The sequence below is a fragment of the Yoonia vestfoldensis DSM 16212 genome (genome assembly GCF_000382265.1).
Lineage (GTDB): Bacteria > Pseudomonadota > Alphaproteobacteria > Rhodobacterales > Rhodobacteraceae > Yoonia > Yoonia vestfoldensis.
Genome location: NZ_KB907981.1, coordinates 71,421 through 89,073 on the forward strand (window position 1 = coordinate 71,421; position 17,653 = coordinate 89,073).

Below are 17,653 nucleotides of genomic sequence, written 5' to 3' on the forward strand. Positions count from 1 at the left end.
GCGCGCAGCATAGTCAAAGCGTCCACGGGGACAACGCCATTCCCCGATTTACGCAGGCTTTTGCGCAGCCTATAGGGGTCGGATGACAAAACATCTTCTTCTTGGCCAGACGCTTGGATTTTCCGGCAATCCCCTTAATGGCGACTGGGCCGATGCGGTGCGATACGATTCCGCAGGCGGTGTGCTGGTGGATGCAGGCCGGATCGTCGCCGTGGGTGACGGGGCGGCGTTGCGCAGCGCCCATCCCGATGCACAGGTCGTGGATTACGCGGGCAAGCTGATCAGCGCGGGCTTTATCGATGCGCATATGCATTATCCCCAGACCGCCATCATCGCGAGCTGGGGCAAGCAGCTGATCGACTGGCTGAACACCTATACGTTCCCCGAAGAGGCGCGCCTTGCCGACCCCGCCTATGCCGCCGAGATCGCGGTGCGCACGATCGATCTGGCCGTGGCCTATGGCACCACCACGCTGACGAGCTTCTGCACGATCCACCCTGCGAGCGTGGAGGCATTCTTTACCGCCGCCGCCGCGCGCGACATGGCCGTGGTCGCAGGCAAGACCTGCATGGACCGCAACGCGCCCGACAATCTGCGTGACACGGCGCAGGCGGCTTATGACGACAGCAAGGCGCTGATCGCGCGCTGGCACCGCAAGGGCCGCGCGACCTATGCGATCACGCCGCGGTTCTCGCCCACCTCGACGCCGGACCAGCTGGCCGCCCTTGGCGCGCTGTGGGCCGAGAACCCGACCTGCCTGATGCAGACCCATCTGAGCGAGCAATTGCCCGAAATCGCCTGGGTCCGCGATCTGTTTCCGGATGCCCGCGACTATCTGGATACCTACGAGACCTTTGGCCTGCTGGGCGCGCGCGGTCTTTACGGCCATGCGATCCATCTTGAGCCGCGCGAGATTGCGCGGCTGGCCGAAGTGGGCGCCGCCGTCGTGCATTGCCCGACGTCGAACACCTTCATCGGGTCGGGGCTGTTCGACCTGATGGGGCTGGCGCGCGCGGGGCTGACCATCGGGCTGGCCACGGACACAGGCGGCGGGTCGTCGTTTTCGATGCTGCGCACGATGGCTGCGGCCTATGAGATCGGGCAATTGCGCGGCGTGGCCCTGCATCCCGCGCAGCTGATGTGGCTGGCGACCGAAGGATCGGCGCAGGCGCTCCACATGACAGGCGAGATCGGGCATCTGGGCGTGGGGGCTGCGGCGGATATCACCGTGCTCGACCTTGCCGCGACCCCCGCCATCGCGCAGCGCAGCGCGCGGGCCGATGATATCTGGGACGCGCTGTTCCCGACGATCATGATGGGTGACGACCGCGCGATTGCCGATGTCTGGATCGCGGGGGTGCGGCAGGGCCGCGGATAGACCGGCGAACGAAGCTAAAGGCAATGATACGCCAGATACGACCCGGCACGGACCGTAAGGTCCGTGGTGGCGACCGGCACCGCGAAGGGCGCGACAAAGAACCGTTCCTCGCTGATCGCCGGGGCCAGCCTATGGTCCCTGATGCCAAGGGCGGCTTTTGCGAAAGGCCGCTTGCGTTGGGTTTGCGCTGGCGCGCTACGGACAACCCATGCATTCTCGTCCAGATCGACGGGTTCCGCAAAGTAAGTCCACAACCGCGAGCTGCGCACCGCCCACCACAGCAGATAATCCGCGCATGGCGGCAGAATGGCCTTCAGCCCGAAGGCGCGGTCGCGCCGGGGCTCATCACCAAGATTGGAAATTGCCAGCACGGCATCCGGAAAATCCTGGTTGATCAGGATGATCGTGCGCTCTTTGGACTGCCCAAAGTGTTTTTGATCGAGGCTTTTCAGAAAAAATGCAGCCTCGAATTCCGATAGCCCGGTGATCGGCCCCTGCGGCGCGATCAGCGCAAGATCATGATATTGCGCAAAAAGGTCCGGCGATGTACCGGAATCAATGTGCCACCCGTTTTCTGCAAAGACTTTCACCGCATCATCGCGGTCGATCTTGCGGGCAATCTTTCGCATGATGACGTCGATGATCAATGCCACAGCGCGGTCCGCCTGCGCCGCAAGATCAGGCCCGTATTCGCGCATGGTGCGATCACGCAAGGTAGCGTAGTCGCGTTTGATATGCGAGCGGACCAAGGAAAGGTCACGGTGCGACAAGACGGTTTGTTCGATGGTCATGGACCCACGCTGCGCCAAACCCGGTGAGAAGCGCAAGGCGTTCGTGCTGGTTGGTGCCGCAGAGACCCACGATTTCAGCGCACGAACGCTTTGCCTGACGCAGCCCAAAGGCGTGAACGTCCGCGCCAATCCCGTCAGCGGGCGATTGACAAAAGAGCGTAATCGGCAATTCTCAACTGACACGTTCTGTCAGTTGCGGGGGGCTATCCAGAGAAGGCTCAATCAACCGGCTTCAGGAGTATCCCATGCCCAACGTCATCGAAACCGTCACCTTCAAGATCAACGACACCACCAGCCCTGCCGCATTCGTCCGGCTTGCAGCCGCGATGAACAGCTATCTGACCACCTGTCCGGGCTTTCTGTCCCGCCGCCTGTCCGTTTCGGAAACCGGCGTCTGGATCGACCATGTCGCTTGGGCGGATATGGACGCCGCCAAGGCTGCCGCGGCCAGCATTGAAACAGCGCCGGAGGCTGCGGCCTTCATGGGTGCCATCGACGGGCCAAGTGTCACGATGCTGCACGGCACCGTCGCAGTCGCGGTGAACTGACTGCCCATGCCGCGCAGCGCGCGACTGGCGGACATTGTGGAGATCATCCGTGACGGACGGCTTCACCTTGCGCGCGACATCGCGGCTGCGCTGGATGTATCGGTGCGCACAATCTATCGCGACATCGACACGCTTGTCGCGTAAGGAGTGCCGATCGACGGCGAACGCGGGGTCGGTTATCTGCTGCGCGACCCCGTGTTCCTGCCACCGATGGCGCTGTCGCTGACGGAACTGGAGGCGCTGAATCTTGGCATGGCCATCGTGCGCGAGGTCGCGGACGCGGAATTGCAGGTGGCCGCGAAGACCCTGCTGGCAAAGGTGGGCGAACATGCGTCCAACAGACGCCGCGCACCGAAATCATGGGGCTTTGGCGTCTACGAATTCAAGCCCGCCCGCGCAGGGTTCCGGCACATGCCGCTGTTGCGCCGCGCGATCCGCGACAGGCTCAAACTGCGCATCACCTATCTGTCACTGGATGACATCCCGTCCACGCGGATCATCCGCCCGTTGCAGACCGAATACTGGGGGCAGGTCTGGACCGCTACGGCGTGGTGCGAATGGCGCGGGGATTTCCGCGCTTTTCGCATCGACCGCATCGAGGTCTGCGAAGCGACCGACAAAACGTTTCATCCCGAAACCGGCAAGACCTTGGATGATTATCTGGCGCTGGTCGCGGAGCGGATGGCAAAGGACGCCGGACAACCGTGACTATTGGTGCCAATGGACGATCTTGGTCGCGCGGCCGGATGTTTCCGGGCCAAACGGCGGATCAACATTTTCCACATCGCGCAGGACAGCACGACGCCGTCCGAAGGTGCGACAGACGCTTTCAAGCAGGCGGATGCAATCGCTTGCAAAATCAGTTCCGGTTGACATGGTTTCCACCTCTCTCGTGGCCATGAAATGCGCGGTGGGGGGTCATAAAATCTGCGGCCGGGGCGAAAACGCCGATCGCAGGCAGCTGATGCACGAGGCTGTCAGCCAAGGGGGGAATTGATGCGCTGACGACGCGCCTGCTGTCGGCCTGATCTTGCTGCCGCGTGTGCTTTGCGGTGATGACGCAAGCCGCGCTGATCGCCCGAAACGGCACCGGTGGCCTTGCCCAAACGTCGGATGCAATCGCGTTCTGGATGAAATGCATTCTTGTCCCTCCGGCAGGTCACAGGATATGCTGTGCCTGTGATCAGCCTTTCACAGGGGCACATCGTCGTCGTGGACGGTTGTCTGAAATTTTGCTGAATCTTGTGAAAGCCGGATGATTGTTCCGGATTAATGTGTGCTGTGGTTCATCGTTAGTTCGACTATCATTCAATAGGCTTGTTTTTGACACTTGGCTCTCCCAGGTTCGTGCTGAACGACACGGTTCTCGACGTGAATGCCGGTACGCTCACGCGGGCTGCAAAACTTGTTGCACTGCGGCAAAAGTCTTTTCTGCTGCTGGGTCTGTTGGCTGGAAAGGCCGGACAGGTGGTCACCAAGGACGAATTGCTCGACGCGATCTGGCCTGATGTCACCGTCACCGAAGATTCCCTGACGCAAGCCATCCGCGATGTCCGCACCGCGCTCGCGGACACCGATGCGACGCTGATCCGCACGATACGCGGTCGTGGTTACCTGATGGACCTGCCACCGGACAGCGCCGTCCAGGATGGGAACCAACCCAGCGCCCTTCCCCGCGTTCTCGTGATGCCGTTTTTGCAGCGGCCCTATGACGCCAAAATGGCGCTGCGCATCGATGCCCTGGCCGAGGATGTCGCATCGGGGTTGACACGATACCGGACCTTGCGGGTCGTCTCGACAGTATCGGCACGCGGCGCGCTTCTCGATGGGCGCGACGCGGTCGGCGTCGCACAGCTTTTGCGCGCCGACTACGTGATCGAAGGCACCGCTTTCTATCAGGATGACAAACTGACCTTGCGACTTTCGCTGACGGAAATCGCTTCGTTCGAACAGGTCTGGCGCGAAACGCTGGATTGCACGGGCGATGCGATTCTGTCGGCATGGGACCGGATCGTGGCACGGGTCGTCGGCCATATCGTCAACGGCATAGAGGTCGAGGGCCATCGGCACGGGTCATCGGCGCAAACCAGCAATCTGACAGCATATGACCATCGGGCGCGCGGTCTTGCCTTATGGACCAGCGATGATGTCGAGACGGCGCAGGTATGCCTTGGACACTTTAAGGCGGCCGTCAAGGCCGACCCGGGTTTCGCCTTGGCATGGACCCATATGGCCTGGGCGGAATTGACCGTACATGAATATGCGTTGGCACCCGCTGACGTGCGCGAACGGACGCTGGAATATGCACGCCACGCGGTCACACTTGCCCCCTTCGACGGCCGGACGCATTCCGGTCTTGGGTACATCCAAGTCATCTGCGGTCATTTCGCGCAGGCAGAGGCGAACGCCCGCTTTGGTCTGCAACTGAACCCGTCCAGTGTCGAATGTCTGTTCGACTATGCCGTCATCGTCATGAACAGAGGCCGTGCTATCGAGGTGATCGGCATATTGGACGAGGTGGCGGATCTGTGTCCCTTGCGGATTGCATATGACGCGCCTTTGCGCGGTCAGGCGCTTTTCATGGCTGGCCGCTACTGCGAAGCGGTTGACGCTTTCCTGCAAATTCCGAAACTCTCGCTCCGCAGGCGGGTCTTTCTGGGCGCGATGCTGGCCAAGGCAGGCCGGACCGACGACGCGAAGGCCATCATTCAGGCCGTGGTGGCCGAACAGCCCGATATGGACCACATCGACATCATGCGACGCGGCTACACGTTGGAACATGCGCACGACCGGCAGCACCTGATGGACGCGGTGGCCTTGGCGTTTGACCTTGCCGGCGTGGCGCGACCCTAGACCGCGCGCTTAACGGCCCGGTCAACACCCGTCCGCAAAGTTCAGCACCCAGATGTCGCCCGACCGACCCAGGCCGTAGCTGCGATAACGCGGGCCAAGCATGTTTGTCAGATGGCCCGGCGAGGCGGCCCACGCGGCGAGCACTTCTGCTTCGGATCGCTGGCCCTTGGCGATGTTTTCGGCCATCGCGCCTGCGCTGCATCCGGCAACCCTGATCCTTTCTGACATGTTGTTGCCGTTCGGGCCACCCGGCGACTGGTGCGAAAAATAGCCCGCCTGCGCCATATGGTCCGCATGGGCCTGCGCCGCACGCGTCAGGCGCGGGTCCTGTCCAAGGCCGGACAACCCCCGGCTTGCGCGCAGGTCGTTCAGCCCGCCGCCAAAACCCGCCGTGGCGATTGTCGCAGGGACCGAGCGTGTCACGGCCTGCTGCTGGGGGATTGGCACGATCACGAAACACCCCGACAATGCAACGGACGCCACCAGGGCGAATACGATTTTCATGCCACGTGACCCTTTGGTTTCTCTGTCTTCCTGAACCAGAGAGTTGCGGCAAAGCCAAGGCAGTATTCGGGCATTCGCAGGATCAGGCCATCACCGAACCGTGTGCAGGATCGCAAGCGCCGCGGCATGGATCTGGCGATTGGCCGCGGCAAGCACCTGTCCGCCCTCGTGTACGGGTCCGCCTGACCAATCGGTGACGATCCCGCCTGCCGCCTGGATCACGGCGATCGGGGCCTGTACGTCATAAGCGTTCAATCCTGCCTCGATCACCAGATCGACCTGCCCGGCCGCCAAAAGCGCGTAACCATAGCAGTCCATGCCATAGCGTGTCAGCCGCACCCGCCGTGCCACAGCCTGAAACGCCTGCATCTCGGAGGCGGTGCCGATTTCGGGAAAGGTGGACAACAGGATCGCCTGATCCAGCCCGCGCGGTGCGCGGGTGGCCAAGGGTGCGGTCCCCATCGGTCCGGTCACCGTCGCCTGCCCGAAACCACCGGCGAACCGTTCGCCGATATAAGGCTGGTCGACGATCCCATATACAGGGCCATCTGCGTCACCGACGGCGATCAACACACCCCATGTCGGCGTCCCGCTGATATAGCCGCGCGTGCCGTCAATCGGGTCGAGCACCCATGTCAGGCCGCTGGTGCCGCCGGTCTGGCCGTATTCCTCGCCAAAAATCCCGTCATCGGGACGTTCGCGTGCCAGCACGTCGCGCATTGCGCGTTCGGCGGCACGGTCAGCGACGGTGACGGGATCGAAATGGGCATCGGCCTTGTTGTCTGCGACCAGACCAGAGGTGCGGAAATGCGCCAGTGTCACAGGGCGCGCGGCATCGGCCAACAGGTGAGCGACGCGGATCAGGTCCGCCTGCGTTGCTTGATCCATGGGCCTGTCCCTTGCGCTGCGTTCACCAGGTTGCGGTAACGCAGCGCAGTTTCACAGGCAAGAGCGTGTTCAGGCGGCTTCGCTCAGCACGCGGGCCAGATCGAAAAGGCGGCGGCGCTGGTTTTCGGGAATAGCATAGTAGGATCGCAGCAATTCCAGCGCTTCCTTGTCGGTCAGGATATCGCCCGGCATATCGCTGCCGGGCGCTTCTGCCGCAGGTTGCGCGTCGTAGCCTTCGAAAAAGAACGAGACCGGCACGCCAAGGACATGCGCGATGTCCCACAGACGGGATGCGCTGACGCGGTTCATGCCGGTTTCATATTTCTGGATCTGCTGAAACTTGATGCCGACGTTTTCCGCAAGCTGCTGTTGCGTCGTCCCATTCATCCAGCGGCGATGCCTGATCCGCTTGCCCACATAGACGTCGACCGGATGTTTCATGGTGTTTCCTTATCAGAAAGGGCCCGCTTGTTCTTGTTGGGGGGGGCCGGATTTACATATCAAAAACGGAAACGTCCACACGTTTCCTTCATGACTGCAAAGATGCCACCTTTCCCGCCTGACACGCAACGGTTGCAGTCCTTGTCCTGACCTTAAAGACAGGTAATGCGCGAAAAGTGGCCCACGCGGTCGCTCAAAGGGTGGTCGCGCCTGGCCTTTGCCAGATGCTACAGCTTGGGCCACACCACCAGAAGGGATTCGATCCGATGCGCGCATTTCAGGTTTCGTCATTCACCAACCCGCCCGCCTTGGCCGAAGTCGCCGTACCGGTCCCGGCGCCGGGCGAGGTTTTGCTCGACATCGCGGCCTGCGGGTTGAATTTTGCCGATCTGTTGATGGCCAAGGGGACGTATCAGGATACACCTGCGCCACCCTTTACGCTGGGGATGGAAGTGTGCGGCAAGGTCGTGGCCTTGGGCGAAGGTGTGACCACGCCCGCCATCGGCACCCGCGTCGCGGTTTTCGGCGGTCAAGGCGGCATGGCGGAAAAGGGCGTGTTTCCCGCCGCCTTGTGCCGGCCCGTTCCCGACACCATGACCGCCGAGGTCGCGGCCGGTTTCATGGTCGCCTATGGCACGTCGCATCTGGCGCTGACGCAGCGCGCGCAATTGCAACAGGGCGAAACCTTGCTGGTGTTCGGGGCCGCTGGCGGCGTCGGGCTGACGGCGGTGGAAATCGGCAAGGCGCTGGGCGCGCGCGTGGTCGCGGTGGCGCGCGGTGCGGACAAGCTCGCCGTCGCAAGCGCCGCCGGGGCGGATCACGTGATCGACAGCGATACGCAGGACATCAAGGCCGCGGTCAAGGCGCTGGGTGGTGCCGACGTCGTCTATGACCCGGTCGGCGGTGCGGCGTTCAAGGCCGCCCTTGGCGCGTGCAAACCGATGGCGCGCTATATCGTCATCGGCTTTGCCAGCGGCGACGTCCCGCAGGTGCCTGCCAATATCCTGCTGGTCAAGAATATCGACCTGATCGGATTTTACTGGGGCGGCTATCTCAAGGTCCGACCTGACCTATTGTCCGATTCGCTGGCCGAATTGCTGGGCTGGCTGGCCGAAGGGTGCCTGACCCCGCATATCAGCCATGTGCTGCCGCTCGAACAGGCGGCGGAGGCGCTGGAACTGATGCGCAGCCGCGCCTCGACAGGCAAGGTCGTCATTGTGCCATGACGGGGGCTTTCAACGTGTAGAACCCGTCGCGGATGAACCCCGCCAGATCGCGGATCACCGGATTGTCGACATCGGCGTGATAGAGGTTGATGTTGAAATCGCGCAGATCGGGCAGCGCGCCGCCATGCGCGATCCGTTCGAAATGCCGCGGTTCAGCCCCCGCCAACATCGTATGCACAGCCAGATCGGCGCTGACGGTGGCTTCGATCGTGCGGCTGGAATGGCTTTCGACGGCCATCTCCCACGGGATGCCCGCCTCGTCCAGACGGCGCTGCACGAAGCCGCGAAAGATGCAGCGGTGTTCATAGGCCAGCCGCAGCGGCCGTTCCTTCCAGATCTGCCCGCCCGGCGCGCCAAGCCAGATCAACGGGATCGCGGTCAGTGTCTCGCCGTCCTGTCCCACACGGTCCTCGGTCGTCAGGATCATGTCGAGCGCGCCACGGCGATATTCTTCCAGCAGGTTGCTGGTGAAAGATGACGACAATTGCACCCGCATCCGCGGATAGGCGGCGGCGAAACGCCGCAAAACCTGCGGGATCACCGGATAGATGATGTCATGCGGCACGCCCAGCGTCACCTCGCCTTCATAGGCGATGGAGGTGAGCTTGCCATAGATTTCATCGTTCAGGATCAGCATCCGCCGCGCATAGCTGAGCAGTTGTTCCCCCTGCGACGTCAGCGCGATGCCCCGGCCTGTCCGGTCGAGCAATTCTGCATCAAGCGATTCCTCCAACCGCTTGAGCTGCATCGACACTGCCGATTGGGTCAGATGCAGCAGGCCCGCCGCCTTTGTCACGCCACCGGTGTCGGCCACCGCCACGAAGGACCGCAGGGCGGTCAGGTCAAGATTGCGCGCCATATCAATATCCCTGATACTTTAGCTATCAAACATTCATTTCTCTTATGACGCCTCCGTCGCTACATATCAAGCATCAAGATGCAAATCACACCATTGATCAGGAAAGGGAATATCATGACCATTGCTACGCACACGCAATGCGGCTTGGAGACCGGGCAGCGCGCAAGATTGTCCATTGTCGCGCGGATCCGGCACGCATGGGGGCTGGCGCGACAGCGGCGGACCTTGCGCCGGCTTGATGCGCATATGCTCCGGGATATCGGAATCACACCGGAAGCAGCCCAGCAAGAAGCCGCAAGGCCCATCTGGGATGTTCCACGGCATTGGCGCCAATAGCGACGCGTCCCCAGGGTGCGACATTGTTGCGCAAATCGGTCGGAATAGCGGTTAACGGTCCGGGAAAGTCTTGAATAACGGGGTCAGCCTGCCAATATAGCCTTCAAGGATGCCGTACCGGCGCCGCTGTCTTATTCTGGAGGAAAACATGGCTCAATTCGAGACAATTCGCACGGCCGGTGGGGTTCGCACGGCCGCAATCGACGAGGGTCTTCGCGCCCATATGAACAAAGTCTACGGCACGATGTCCGTGGGCATGCTGATCACCTTTGCCGTGGCCTGGGCTGTCGGTACTGCCCCTGCTTTGCTGGGGATGTTCCGTGACCCGATCACGCTGCAACCCAACATTCTGGGCTGGATCGTGATGTTCGCACCTCTGGCGATGATCTTCGGCTTCGGTGCGATGATCAACCGCTTCTCGGCTGCCGCCGCGCAGACGTTCTTTTATGCTTTCGCGGCTGTCATGGGCCTGTCGATCGCATGGATTTTCGTGGCCTTCACCGGCATGTCGATCGCGCAGATCTTCCTCATCACCTCGATCGCCTTCGCGGGTCTGAGCCTGTACGGCTACACCACGAAAAAGGACCTGTCCGGCTGGGGCACGTTCCTGATGATGGGTGTGATCGGCATCGTGGTCGCGATGATCATCAACCTTTTCCTGCAGTCGCCCGCGATCATGTTCGCGATCTCGATCCTCGGCGTGCTGATCTTTGCAGGTCTGACCGCCTATGACACGCAGCGCATCAAGTCCGAATACGTTGCACATGCCGCCCACGGCGACAGCGAATGGCTGGGCAAATCCGCCATCATGGGCGCGCTGAGCCTCTACCTGAACTTCATCAACATGTTCATGTTCCTGCTGCAATTGTTCGGCAACCGCGAATAAGCGCAGGCAACACAATGACGGGGGGCCGGTGGAAACACCGGCCCTTTTTCGTTGCGGACAGCACCGTGTGGGTGAATGATGACGCCGTTATCGAAAGGATCACCATGCCCGTTATCAAGGCGCAGGACGCGATACTGGATCAACCGACCGACACCCACCCGGTCATCGGCACCTACACCGCGCGCCTGTTCAGCGACACCGGCGGGTTGACGCAATTCGGTGCGTTCACCGAAACCCTGCCGCCCGGATCACGGTCATCGCTGCGCCATTGGCACCAGCAAGAGGATGAGATGATCTTTATGCTGGCTGGCGAGGTCGTGGTTCATGAGGGGCCCGACCAGACAAAACTGCTGCCGGGGGATGCGGCCTGTTTCAAAGCCGGCTCTCCGCGCGGGCATTTCCTCGAGAACGCGTCGCAGGCCGATGCAACCTATCTGGTGATCGGCACCCGCGCACCCCGCGATCAGGTCACCTACCCTGACCATGACAGGATACTGCACCTCGACCGGACCGATGATACCCGCTGCTACACCACCTTTGCGGGGGCAACCGCAACGACCCCCTACTGACGCAAAGGACCGCGCGCAAAGACCTGGTTCGACCAGATCACCCGACCGAGGGCGCAAGGTGGTTTCACCTGGCTAAAGGACCACAGCACCACATCGCGACAGCGCAGGGCCGGACGCGGTCGCAAGCCGGGTATCCGGTCGCGCATCATCCGCCTGTGGGCGACAATAGCCCATCTTCAAAAGCCACATGATATGGGCGATCGCGGTTTCTTGGGTGCAGCCGCTTTGGGCGCAGGTCAATGCAGTCAGGTCCACCATGCTCCGGGGTCCGCTTTGCAAGGCCTGCAACAGCACCCGGAGCACCGGCACGGAATGCAGGCCAGCGGTCGCGAAATACGCCGGCACAGGCCGCTTTTCCAATCGGGCGGCGCGGGCCTTTTCGGTCAAGGCGATCACAGTGTCGCGCGGCAAAACGCGGCTGGCGTAATGGGCGAAAATGCGGCTCAGGTTCTGACCGTCATAATCGGCACATTTGTGCCATGTGGTCACTGCGGCGATACCGGACAGTTCGGTCCAAAGTTCGAAATATTGCGCGACGACCACTGACCAGTCATAGGTCGTCACCGCCCGCGTGCGTGCCGCCTCACCCATTTGTCGGCGCAGCTCCGGATTGTCGACCAGCAGGTCCAGACATTGCCGCATGGCATCGGGATCGACAACAACCTGCTGTCCAAAGGCAAGATGTTCGAACATGTCAAATCCATCATAGACACCTGCAGCAGCGCTCAGAAATTCATCCGCTTGGACGATATAGGTCGGAATACGAAATCCGGTGACGCCGTGGATGACGGTTTCCCGATAGCCGTCCCAGTCAGATACGATTTGTGGCACACCACAGGCCATCGCCTCGATAGGGGTGATGCCAAAGGTTTCCTGAACACTGTCAACCAGCGAGACAAAGATATCAGATGCGGCATGAAACAGATGCCGGTCGCGCGCCGGCACGGCGCGGAACAGGATCTGGTCGCCCACCCCCGAAGCAGCGGCATGTCCACAAAGCGCCTGACGGGTAAAGGCATTGCCCGACCCTCCAATCAAAAGCCGCAAGGACGGGCGCCCTGGAGCACGGCACATATCGGCAAAGACGTCGATCAGCGGCAAAAGATCCGCCTTGTCCATTGCAGACAGGCGTCCGATCCATGTGATCAAAAGCACGTCCTCTGGCAGCCCCAGTTGGCGGCGCAGCGCGGTCTTGTCACGCGGCCGAAACCGGTTGGTATCCACACCAAGCGGAATGACAGGCGTTTGTGGCTTGAACGCCAGATCAAGCCCGTGGCTTTGACGCAGTGCATCTGCCACCGCCCCGGTCAGGTTGAGAAAGGCCTTTCGGGCCGATTGCGTCGGACAGATCATCGCATCGCAGGGGAAACCCGGACGCAGCAGCATTCTGGCGATCCAACTGTGCGCCATCTGCGGATAGCTGAAAACATGCGGCGTAGCGGTGATCGGGATCAGGCGGTCGGCAAAGCGATCCCGCAGATCATGGGCCGATTGCAGGTTTCCATCCAGATCGTGAAAATGGGTCAGCCGCCACTGCGCAAAGTTCTGTTTGAGCGCGCGTATATCTGCATGTTCGAGCCGGTGGCCAGCCTGAGGATTGCGGGACATTCGTGAACAGAGCGGACCAAAATCCACGGTTTTGGGGGCAAGAAACGGGCTGTTGTAAAACAGGCAAAGATCCGATGGCGGGGCCATGCCAGCCACCGCATCCAAAACGCCATCTACGGCGATGTCGCGTCCGAACACACCATCAGGGTCCGGTTCTGGCTCGGGCATATCCACGAACATGCCGATGCGCATGCGGTCGTCGTGACAGTCCTTCATGTTCCAAGCCCCGCACGCTGCAAGCTCAATTCAAGGCACGCGGCGCTGTAATAGGGCAGAACCGCATCATCATGCCCGCCGTTCCGCCATGCCGCAAAACCGTTTTGCAATCGGTCTTGATCCACAAGTCCGATCCGCACGATGCGCGCATCCGCAAAAAGAGCCTGAATCCGGTCGAAAGACCCGGTGCGAAATCCTGTCGCGAGGGCGGGCAGAAAGCTGTCGACATGTCGGCAACCCGCCAACAGGTCAGGACAATCAAGCGCGCGCAGCATTTCGCGCTCGATCCGGCGCCCGACGCGCCAGTCCCATGGTAACATGGCGCAAAAGCGGACGAGTTCGCGGCTGCAAAGCGGATGCACAGGCCAAATTCCATGGCGCATGTAGACCGCTGCCCCGAATGCCACCGTTTCCAGCGCAGAGGAGTCCAGTGCCGCGCGGGGCGCAACCACGGGCCGGTGGCGATCCAAGGCTTGCTGCGCCGATGGCGTCAGGAAATCAGGCATGCATGGCGTTTCCGATGCGGGTTCAAGCGGGGCCAGATGCGGAGGCGGGGGCGCTTCGCCTGGGTATAAACTGCACAATTCGTCGCCGCCGAACCCGGTCAGCATCGCCCGTATACCCAGATCGGCAGCCTGTGCCAAAAGGGTCCCGACGGCTTCGTCATAGGTTTCCTCCCACGGCGCGCCGCCCGCCCCTTGCCAACGGGGCGATCCCGGGAAAAGAGGTGTCGCCATGGCAAGATCGCGCGTGTGGTCCTTGAGCCCGAACCGCGCGATCACGGCGTCGCGCCGCTCGGACTGGCCGGGCATGCCGGGCAAATTCAGACCGAAACTTTGTAGGCCGGGTTGTTTCCGCGAGGCGATGATCGACACAAGCGCGGAATCCAGACCGCCGCTCAGTTCTGTCCCGACCAACACATCCGCTGGCAAAGACCGCGCAAGGGCGCTGGACAGGATATCAAGGGCGATCTCCACCGGATCGGCCGCAGGATCAAGCGCGGCTGACCGGGGTTGCGGGTGCGGCTTTGGGGGAACCGCGCGCAGCCCGCGCCCGGGCCGCCAATCCAGCGTGCTTTCTTCGGTCAGCACGTGCAAATCAGGATAAAACGTCTGCGGCCCGTAGGGCATATCGAAGTCACGCAAGAACCGGGCAGCCGAGCCGATGTCGATCTTGCGCACCTCGGGGATCAAATGCTGGGGGTCCCAATGGCCCAGCAGCACATCGCCTTTTTCCAGCAGATAAACAGGGGCATTGCCGCCCTGCCCCGCGAATAGCCGCACCGACCCGGTGCGATGATCCACCAGCAGCAGCGTCAATTGCAGCGGCCAGCGCAGATACCGTGATACAACGCGGTGCAGATCGGCATCGTTGATCCGAATCTCGGCCGGGGCGGCCTTGGGCGCGTTGCCGGCCCCCCGTTCGCGCACGATCAGACAGGTGGTGTGCGGGCTCAGGATCAGCAGGTGTTGCAACATCGGGTTCGCAAACGGAATAATTTCGCTCTGGGCCGCGACGAGCCTGTCGCCTGTATGCCGCCAATCGACGCCCCATTTTCCGCGCAGATCGCCTGCATCCAGCCGAAAACTCAGCATGATGACCGGTCCTCGATCAGGGCATGCACAAGCGCCGGAACGGCGGCTTCGTCGTTCCGGGCCAGCCCGCCGGTGATCAGCACATTGCATTCCGCATCATCGCGCCAAAGATATACGTCCTCATCATGGCTGTACCAATCCAGTATGAAGTTCACGGCGGGATACCAGCCGCGAAACACATGCGCGATCAGGTGCTCGACCCGGTGCAGCGATGACTGGTCCTCGATGGTTGCCACGCTCCCGCCGACCCGCGCGTGTCGTGTACCGCGTGCGGCCACCGCATTGACAGGGATATCGGTCGTCGCAAAAGCGGCTGGAAAAAACGTACCGTTGGGCAAATCCATCGGGGCCACAGCGCTGACACCTTGCCCGTCGGCGCCGTTGATACGGTCCCAATCGTCGCTCCCGACCAAGGCGCGCGTCTTTGGCGGGGTACCGAACCCGCCCGAGACAACACGATGGATCTGCAACGCGAAATCACCCACGACGATCCCGTCCCGGACGAGGAAACGCCCGCTCAGGTCCGGACCCTGCGGCGACAGATCGGTGGCAATATCGAAATATACCCCCTCGTATGCGCCCCAGACCGCACCGAGGACCGGAACGGAATTGCCGTTGACGTCGACCAGTTCATCCGTCAATGCGACCCGGCTCGCCGCAACCATGCCGCCGTCATATTGCATGAGCAGCGCATCCATTGGCAGGACCTGCGTCACATCCAGACCACTTGCGCGATAGCGCAGACAAATCATGTTATCATGCCGATCTGCCCGGCGCTGCCGCACGAAATCCAGCGATACCGTCTGCGAACCACCTGTCCGATCAACGGCCAGAACCGGCTGGCTGCATGCAAGAGCGATCGGGATCAGCGCGTTGTCGGGCGCGGCGAGCACCCCGGCCCCAAGCGCGCCAGAGGGACAAGGGCACGAACATAATTTTCCATCAACCGAGACCATGACCGGCTGGCCGGGCCGTTTGCCGAGGTCGTGGCAAGCCGACGTCAAAAGCGCTTCAATTTCGGCACAGGTTGCGCTGCCGCAATATTGGGGGGAGATCTGGCTGTTCATGGCAAACTCGTTGCTTTTCGGGTGGCGGTGAGGCAATGCGCTGCCTCACCGTTTCAGGGTGACCGCGTCAGCGCTTCTTGCGACGCTGGCGGTCCCGTGCACCGCTGGCTTTGGCCAGTGTGGCATTCTCGGCGCCGCTGTCATCCGTGGTGCTTGCTTCGATCAGGCGATACTTCTTTTTGCGCTGCCGGTCGCGCGCGCCATTGATCTTGGCATAGGCACCGTCCACCGTCCCAAGATCGTTCTCGGGCTCTGCGCTGAGCTTCTTGCGCCTTTGGCGATCCCGCGCCCCAGAGCTTTTGGCAAGCGTTGCCTCTGTTTGCGGGTCAGCAGGGAGACGCTGCTTTTTGCGACGCTGACGATCGCGTGCCCCGGATACCTTGGCCATCGGCAGCGGATCATCGCCGTCGTCCTGGACGAAAATCCAACCTCCATCGTCGACAAGAAGGCTTTCCTCGTTGTCATCGTCGTCCGAAAAATCCGATCCGACGGGTTCCGCGCATAATGCGCATTCAGGCGGTGTCGGAGACAGCTTTGCCGTCTCGAACGTCAACAGACGGCAGGCATTCGACGGATAGGGCTGGCCGGTTGCATCCTCTTCGGGTGGTGTGACGTCCAGATCGAGATCGTCCTTGGGCCGCCGTCGCAGATAACGGTAAAGCACCTCCATCTGCGCTATCGCCATATCCATCTTTCGGAAATACTCCTCTCCGAACCAGACGGAACGCAGCACAATGGACGCACCGTACCAATCGGCCTGACCTTCGCAGGTGACACCGTTTTCAAACGTCGGCCGGCCCATCAGATGCCCGATTTCATGGGCGATCGCGAGGGTCAGCCCCTCGATTTCGAAGCCTTCCATACGGGCAAGACCGCCAGACAGATAGATCGTCGGCTCACCTGTCAGCGTATCAACCCAAGAATAGGAATTGATCGTGTCATCGTACCAGTTGAATTCGTAATTCAGGTCCGGATAGACCGACATGAAGATGTTCTTGATCACGAATTCGGACATATCAAGGCGATACTGATCGGACAGCGGCAGTTTCTTGGCCTTGTACCGCAGGGCGATGGCCTGCGCGCCCGGCAGGAATGCGCTGGCATGATCCGGGATATCGACCGTAAAGTGATCTGCCGGGATAAAGACTCCACCGTTCATTTGACGCATCCCCAGCATGGCGCAGCCGGGGTTGACGCCATTCTGCTCGCGCCATTCCGCGCTGCCGACGAAGGGGCGGCCATTCTCGGCCAGGGTCTTCGTCTCATCGGCATTGACAGGAAAATCGACATAGATCGAGACGGCGTAATCGCCGGTCACCACACCATCGGTCAACACAAGATGTCCGTCGAGATTCTGGTTTGGCGGGTCGAGCGATATCGCCAGTTCAAAAAACTGTCCGACATAGGTGCCCCAGCGGATTTCGTCGATCTGGACCGCATCGCCGTTGTCGTCGACCAATTCGTCCTTGACCTGGAGGACACCCGCCCCGACCAGCGTGCCGTTCTTGAGAAGGAACGGGTGGTCCATCGTCACAACCCGTTCCAGCGGCACGCCGTTCATGGTGTATTTCAGATAGATCGTGTTCTGAGTTTCACCTTTGCTCGTCCCGACCATGGATTCAACCAGTTTGGGTTTGAAATCAAGGCTCCGACCGGCAGCAAGCACGGTCGTCTTGCCGATCTCGACGGTCTCGATGGGGATTTCAGCGCCGTCTCCGGCGGCGATTAACGTGCCTTCGCCGACGCAGCTGCAGATACAGTAGCAAAGGCTCTTGCCTTTCTCATACATGATCCACTTTCCGGCTTCCTTGCCCAGATCGTGGCAGGCGATGTCCATGCTTTGCTTTTTGGGCACACAGAAGGCGTCTCCGCAGTACTCAACAGTCAT

At 61.4% G+C, this 17,653-nt stretch carries 19 protein-coding genes; 10 read left to right on the plus strand and 9 right to left on the minus strand.

The annotated features are described in order from the left end of the window. Nucleotides 1–82 precede the first annotated feature (82 nt). Nucleotides 83–1,378, plus strand: a complete 1,296-nt coding sequence (guaD, locus tag H147_RS0110625) for a guanine deaminase (RefSeq protein WP_019955350.1) — start codon at nt 83–85, stop codon at nt 1,376–1,378. A 14-nt stretch (nt 1,379–1,392) separates the two neighbouring features. On the opposite strand, the gene H147_RS0110630 is transcribed toward guaD, so the two are convergent. Beyond that, nucleotides 1,393–2,169, minus strand: a complete 777-nt coding sequence (locus tag H147_RS0110630) for a hypothetical protein (protein ID WP_019955351.1) — start codon at nt 2,167–2,169, stop codon at nt 1,393–1,395. A gap of 245 nt (nt 2,170–2,414) precedes the next feature. On the opposite strand from H147_RS0110630, the gene H147_RS0110635 reads away from it, so the two are divergent. From H147_RS0110635 to H147_RS0110655, 5 genes are all read left to right on the plus strand, one after another. Next, nucleotides 2,415–2,717 (plus strand): hypothetical protein, encoded by a 303-nt coding sequence (locus H147_RS0110635; RefSeq protein ID WP_019955352.1) that lies wholly within the window; start codon nt 2,415–2,417, stop codon nt 2,715–2,717. 6 nt (nt 2,718–2,723) lie between these two features. Then, entirely contained in the window at nt 2,724–2,861 is a 138-nt protein-coding gene (locus H147_RS21355; protein WP_019955353.1) for an HTH domain-containing protein, read from the plus strand. A gap of 3 nt (nt 2,862–2,864) precedes the next feature. Next, nucleotides 2,865–3,425, plus strand: a complete 561-nt coding sequence (locus H147_RS19620; protein ID WP_019955354.1) for a helix-turn-helix transcriptional regulator — start codon at nt 2,865–2,867, stop codon at nt 3,423–3,425. A gap of 12 nt (nt 3,426–3,437) precedes the next feature. Continuing rightward, nucleotides 3,438–3,590 carry a hypothetical protein gene (locus H147_RS21255; RefSeq protein ID WP_019955355.1) on the plus strand — a complete coding sequence of 51 codons (153 nt, stop codon included), beginning with the start codon at nt 3,438–3,440 and terminating at the stop codon, nt 3,588–3,590. Nucleotides 3,591–4,064: 474 nt separating this feature from the next. Beyond that, on the plus strand, nt 4,065–5,570 hold the full coding sequence (locus H147_RS0110655) for a winged helix-turn-helix domain-containing tetratricopeptide repeat protein (RefSeq protein ID WP_019955357.1): 1,506 nt from the start codon (nt 4,065–4,067) through the stop codon (nt 5,568–5,570). A 21-nt stretch (nt 5,571–5,591) separates the two neighbouring features. Here H147_RS0110655 and H147_RS0110660 read toward each other — a convergent pair whose 3' ends face one another. The 3 genes from H147_RS0110660 to H147_RS0110670 form a co-directional block, all read right to left on the minus strand. Next, nucleotides 5,592–6,074, minus strand: a complete 483-nt coding sequence (locus H147_RS0110660) for a CAP domain-containing protein (protein ID WP_019955358.1) — start codon at nt 6,072–6,074, stop codon at nt 5,592–5,594. Between the two features lie 90 nt (nt 6,075–6,164). Continuing rightward, the gene (locus H147_RS0110665; protein WP_019955359.1) at nt 6,165–6,962 is read right to left on the minus strand and encodes an inositol monophosphatase family protein; all 798 of its coding nucleotides are present in this window, start codon (nt 6,960–6,962) and stop codon (nt 6,165–6,167) included. Between the two features lie 69 nt (nt 6,963–7,031). Continuing rightward, a complete protein-coding gene (locus tag H147_RS0110670; RefSeq protein WP_019955360.1) occupies nt 7,032–7,403 on the minus strand; it encodes a helix-turn-helix domain-containing protein in 372 nt (123 codons plus the stop codon). A gap of 266 nt (nt 7,404–7,669) precedes the next feature. Here H147_RS0110670 and H147_RS0110675 point away from each other — a divergent pair, with 266 nt between their 5' ends. Beyond that, nucleotides 7,670–8,629 (plus strand): NADPH:quinone oxidoreductase family protein, encoded by a 960-nt coding sequence (locus H147_RS0110675; RefSeq protein WP_026352431.1) that lies wholly within the window; start codon nt 7,670–7,672, stop codon nt 8,627–8,629. Here H147_RS0110675 and H147_RS0110680 read toward each other — a convergent pair. Continuing rightward, the gene (locus H147_RS0110680; RefSeq protein WP_019955362.1) at nt 8,616–9,488 is read right to left on the minus strand and encodes a LysR family transcriptional regulator; all 873 of its coding nucleotides are present in this window, start codon (nt 9,486–9,488) and stop codon (nt 8,616–8,618) included. The genes H147_RS0110675 and H147_RS0110680 overlap by 14 nt on opposite strands. A 114-nt stretch (nt 9,489–9,602) precedes the next feature. On the opposite strand from H147_RS0110680, the gene H147_RS20525 reads away from it, so the two are divergent. The 3 genes from H147_RS20525 (at nt 9,603) to H147_RS0110695 (ending at nt 11,279) form a co-directional block, all read left to right on the plus strand. Next, nucleotides 9,603–9,824, plus strand: a complete 222-nt coding sequence (locus tag H147_RS20525) for a DUF1127 domain-containing protein (protein ID WP_081625850.1) — start codon at nt 9,603–9,605, stop codon at nt 9,822–9,824. 148 nt (nt 9,825–9,972) lie between these two features. Continuing rightward, a complete protein-coding gene (locus H147_RS0110690) occupies nt 9,973–10,710 on the plus strand; it encodes a Bax inhibitor-1/YccA family protein (protein ID WP_019955364.1) in 738 nt (245 codons plus the stop codon). Between the two features lie 104 nt (nt 10,711–10,814). Then, entirely contained in the window at nt 10,815–11,279 is a 465-nt protein-coding gene (locus H147_RS0110695; protein WP_043699767.1) for a cupin domain-containing protein, read from the plus strand. Between the two features lie 72 nt (nt 11,280–11,351). Here H147_RS0110695 and H147_RS20350 read toward each other — a convergent pair whose 3' ends face one another. The 4 genes from H147_RS20350 to H147_RS0110715 all read right to left on the minus strand — a co-directional run bounded on the left by H147_RS20350 (nt 11,352) and on the right by H147_RS0110715 (nt 17,653). Continuing rightward, complete coding sequence (locus H147_RS20350) at nt 11,352–13,103, minus strand: glycosyltransferase family 4 protein (RefSeq protein ID WP_019955366.1); 1,752 nt, start codon at nt 13,101–13,103, stop codon at nt 11,352–11,354. Further along, a complete protein-coding gene (locus tag H147_RS0110705; protein WP_019955367.1) occupies nt 13,100–14,698 on the minus strand; it encodes an asparagine synthase-related protein in 1,599 nt (532 codons plus the stop codon). The genes H147_RS20350 and H147_RS0110705 overlap by 4 nt, the downstream gene beginning before the upstream one ends. After that, on the minus strand, nt 14,692–15,765 hold the full coding sequence (locus tag H147_RS0110710; protein WP_162561661.1) for a hypothetical protein: 1,074 nt from the start codon (nt 15,763–15,765) through the stop codon (nt 14,692–14,694). The genes H147_RS0110705 and H147_RS0110710 overlap by 7 nt, the downstream gene beginning before the upstream one ends. Nucleotides 15,766–15,832: 67 nt before the next feature. Continuing rightward, nucleotides 15,833–17,653 (minus strand): hypothetical protein, encoded by a 1,821-nt coding sequence (locus H147_RS0110715; protein ID WP_043699773.1) that lies wholly within the window; start codon nt 17,651–17,653, stop codon nt 15,833–15,835.

Coding starts and splice junctions, on each gene's coding strand:
- H147_RS0110665 (WP_019955359.1), bottom strand. CDS start 6,962: ATGGATCAAGCAACGCAGGCGGACCTGATCCGCGTCGCTCACCTGTTG.
- H147_RS0110675 (WP_026352431.1), top strand. CDS start 7,670: ATGCGCGCATTTCAGGTTTCGTCATTCACCAACCCGCCCGCCTTGGCC.
- H147_RS21355 (WP_019955353.1), top strand. CDS start 2,724: ATGCCGCGCAGCGCGCGACTGGCGGACATTGTGGAGATCATCCGTGAC.
- H147_RS0110680 (WP_019955362.1), bottom strand. CDS start 9,488: ATGGCGCGCAATCTTGACCTGACCGCCCTGCGGTCCTTCGTGGCGGTG.
- H147_RS20525 (WP_081625850.1), top strand. CDS start 9,603: ATGACCATTGCTACGCACACGCAATGCGGCTTGGAGACCGGGCAGCGC.
- H147_RS0110660 (WP_019955358.1), bottom strand. CDS start 6,074: ATGAAAATCGTATTCGCCCTGGTGGCGTCCGTTGCATTGTCGGGGTGT.
- H147_RS0110695 (WP_043699767.1), top strand. CDS start 10,815: ATGCCCGTTATCAAGGCGCAGGACGCGATACTGGATCAACCGACCGAC.
- guaD (WP_019955350.1), top strand. CDS start 83: ATGACAAAACATCTTCTTCTTGGCCAGACGCTTGGATTTTCCGGCAAT.
- H147_RS0110710 (WP_162561661.1), bottom strand. CDS start 15,765: ATGAACAGCCAGATCTCCCCCCAATATTGCGGCAGCGCAACCTGTGCC.
- H147_RS0110635 (WP_019955352.1), top strand. CDS start 2,415: ATGCCCAACGTCATCGAAACCGTCACCTTCAAGATCAACGACACCACC.
- H147_RS0110690 (WP_019955364.1), top strand. CDS start 9,973: ATGGCTCAATTCGAGACAATTCGCACGGCCGGTGGGGTTCGCACGGCC.
- H147_RS20350 (WP_019955366.1), bottom strand. CDS start 13,103: ATGAAGGACTGTCACGACGACCGCATGCGCATCGGCATGTTCGTGGAT.
- H147_RS0110705 (WP_019955367.1), bottom strand. CDS start 14,698: ATGCTGAGTTTTCGGCTGGATGCAGGCGATCTGCGCGGAAAATGGGGC.
- H147_RS0110630 (WP_019955351.1), bottom strand. CDS start 2,169: ATGACCATCGAACAAACCGTCTTGTCGCACCGTGACCTTTCCTTGGTC.
- H147_RS0110670 (WP_019955360.1), bottom strand. CDS start 7,403: ATGAAACATCCGGTCGACGTCTATGTGGGCAAGCGGATCAGGCATCGC.
- H147_RS0110715 (WP_043699773.1), bottom strand. CDS start 17,653: ATGACTGTTGAGTACTGCGGAGACGCCTTCTGTGTGCCCAAAAAGCAA.
- H147_RS21255 (WP_019955355.1), top strand. CDS start 3,438: ATGGACGATCTTGGTCGCGCGGCCGGATGTTTCCGGGCCAAACGGCGG.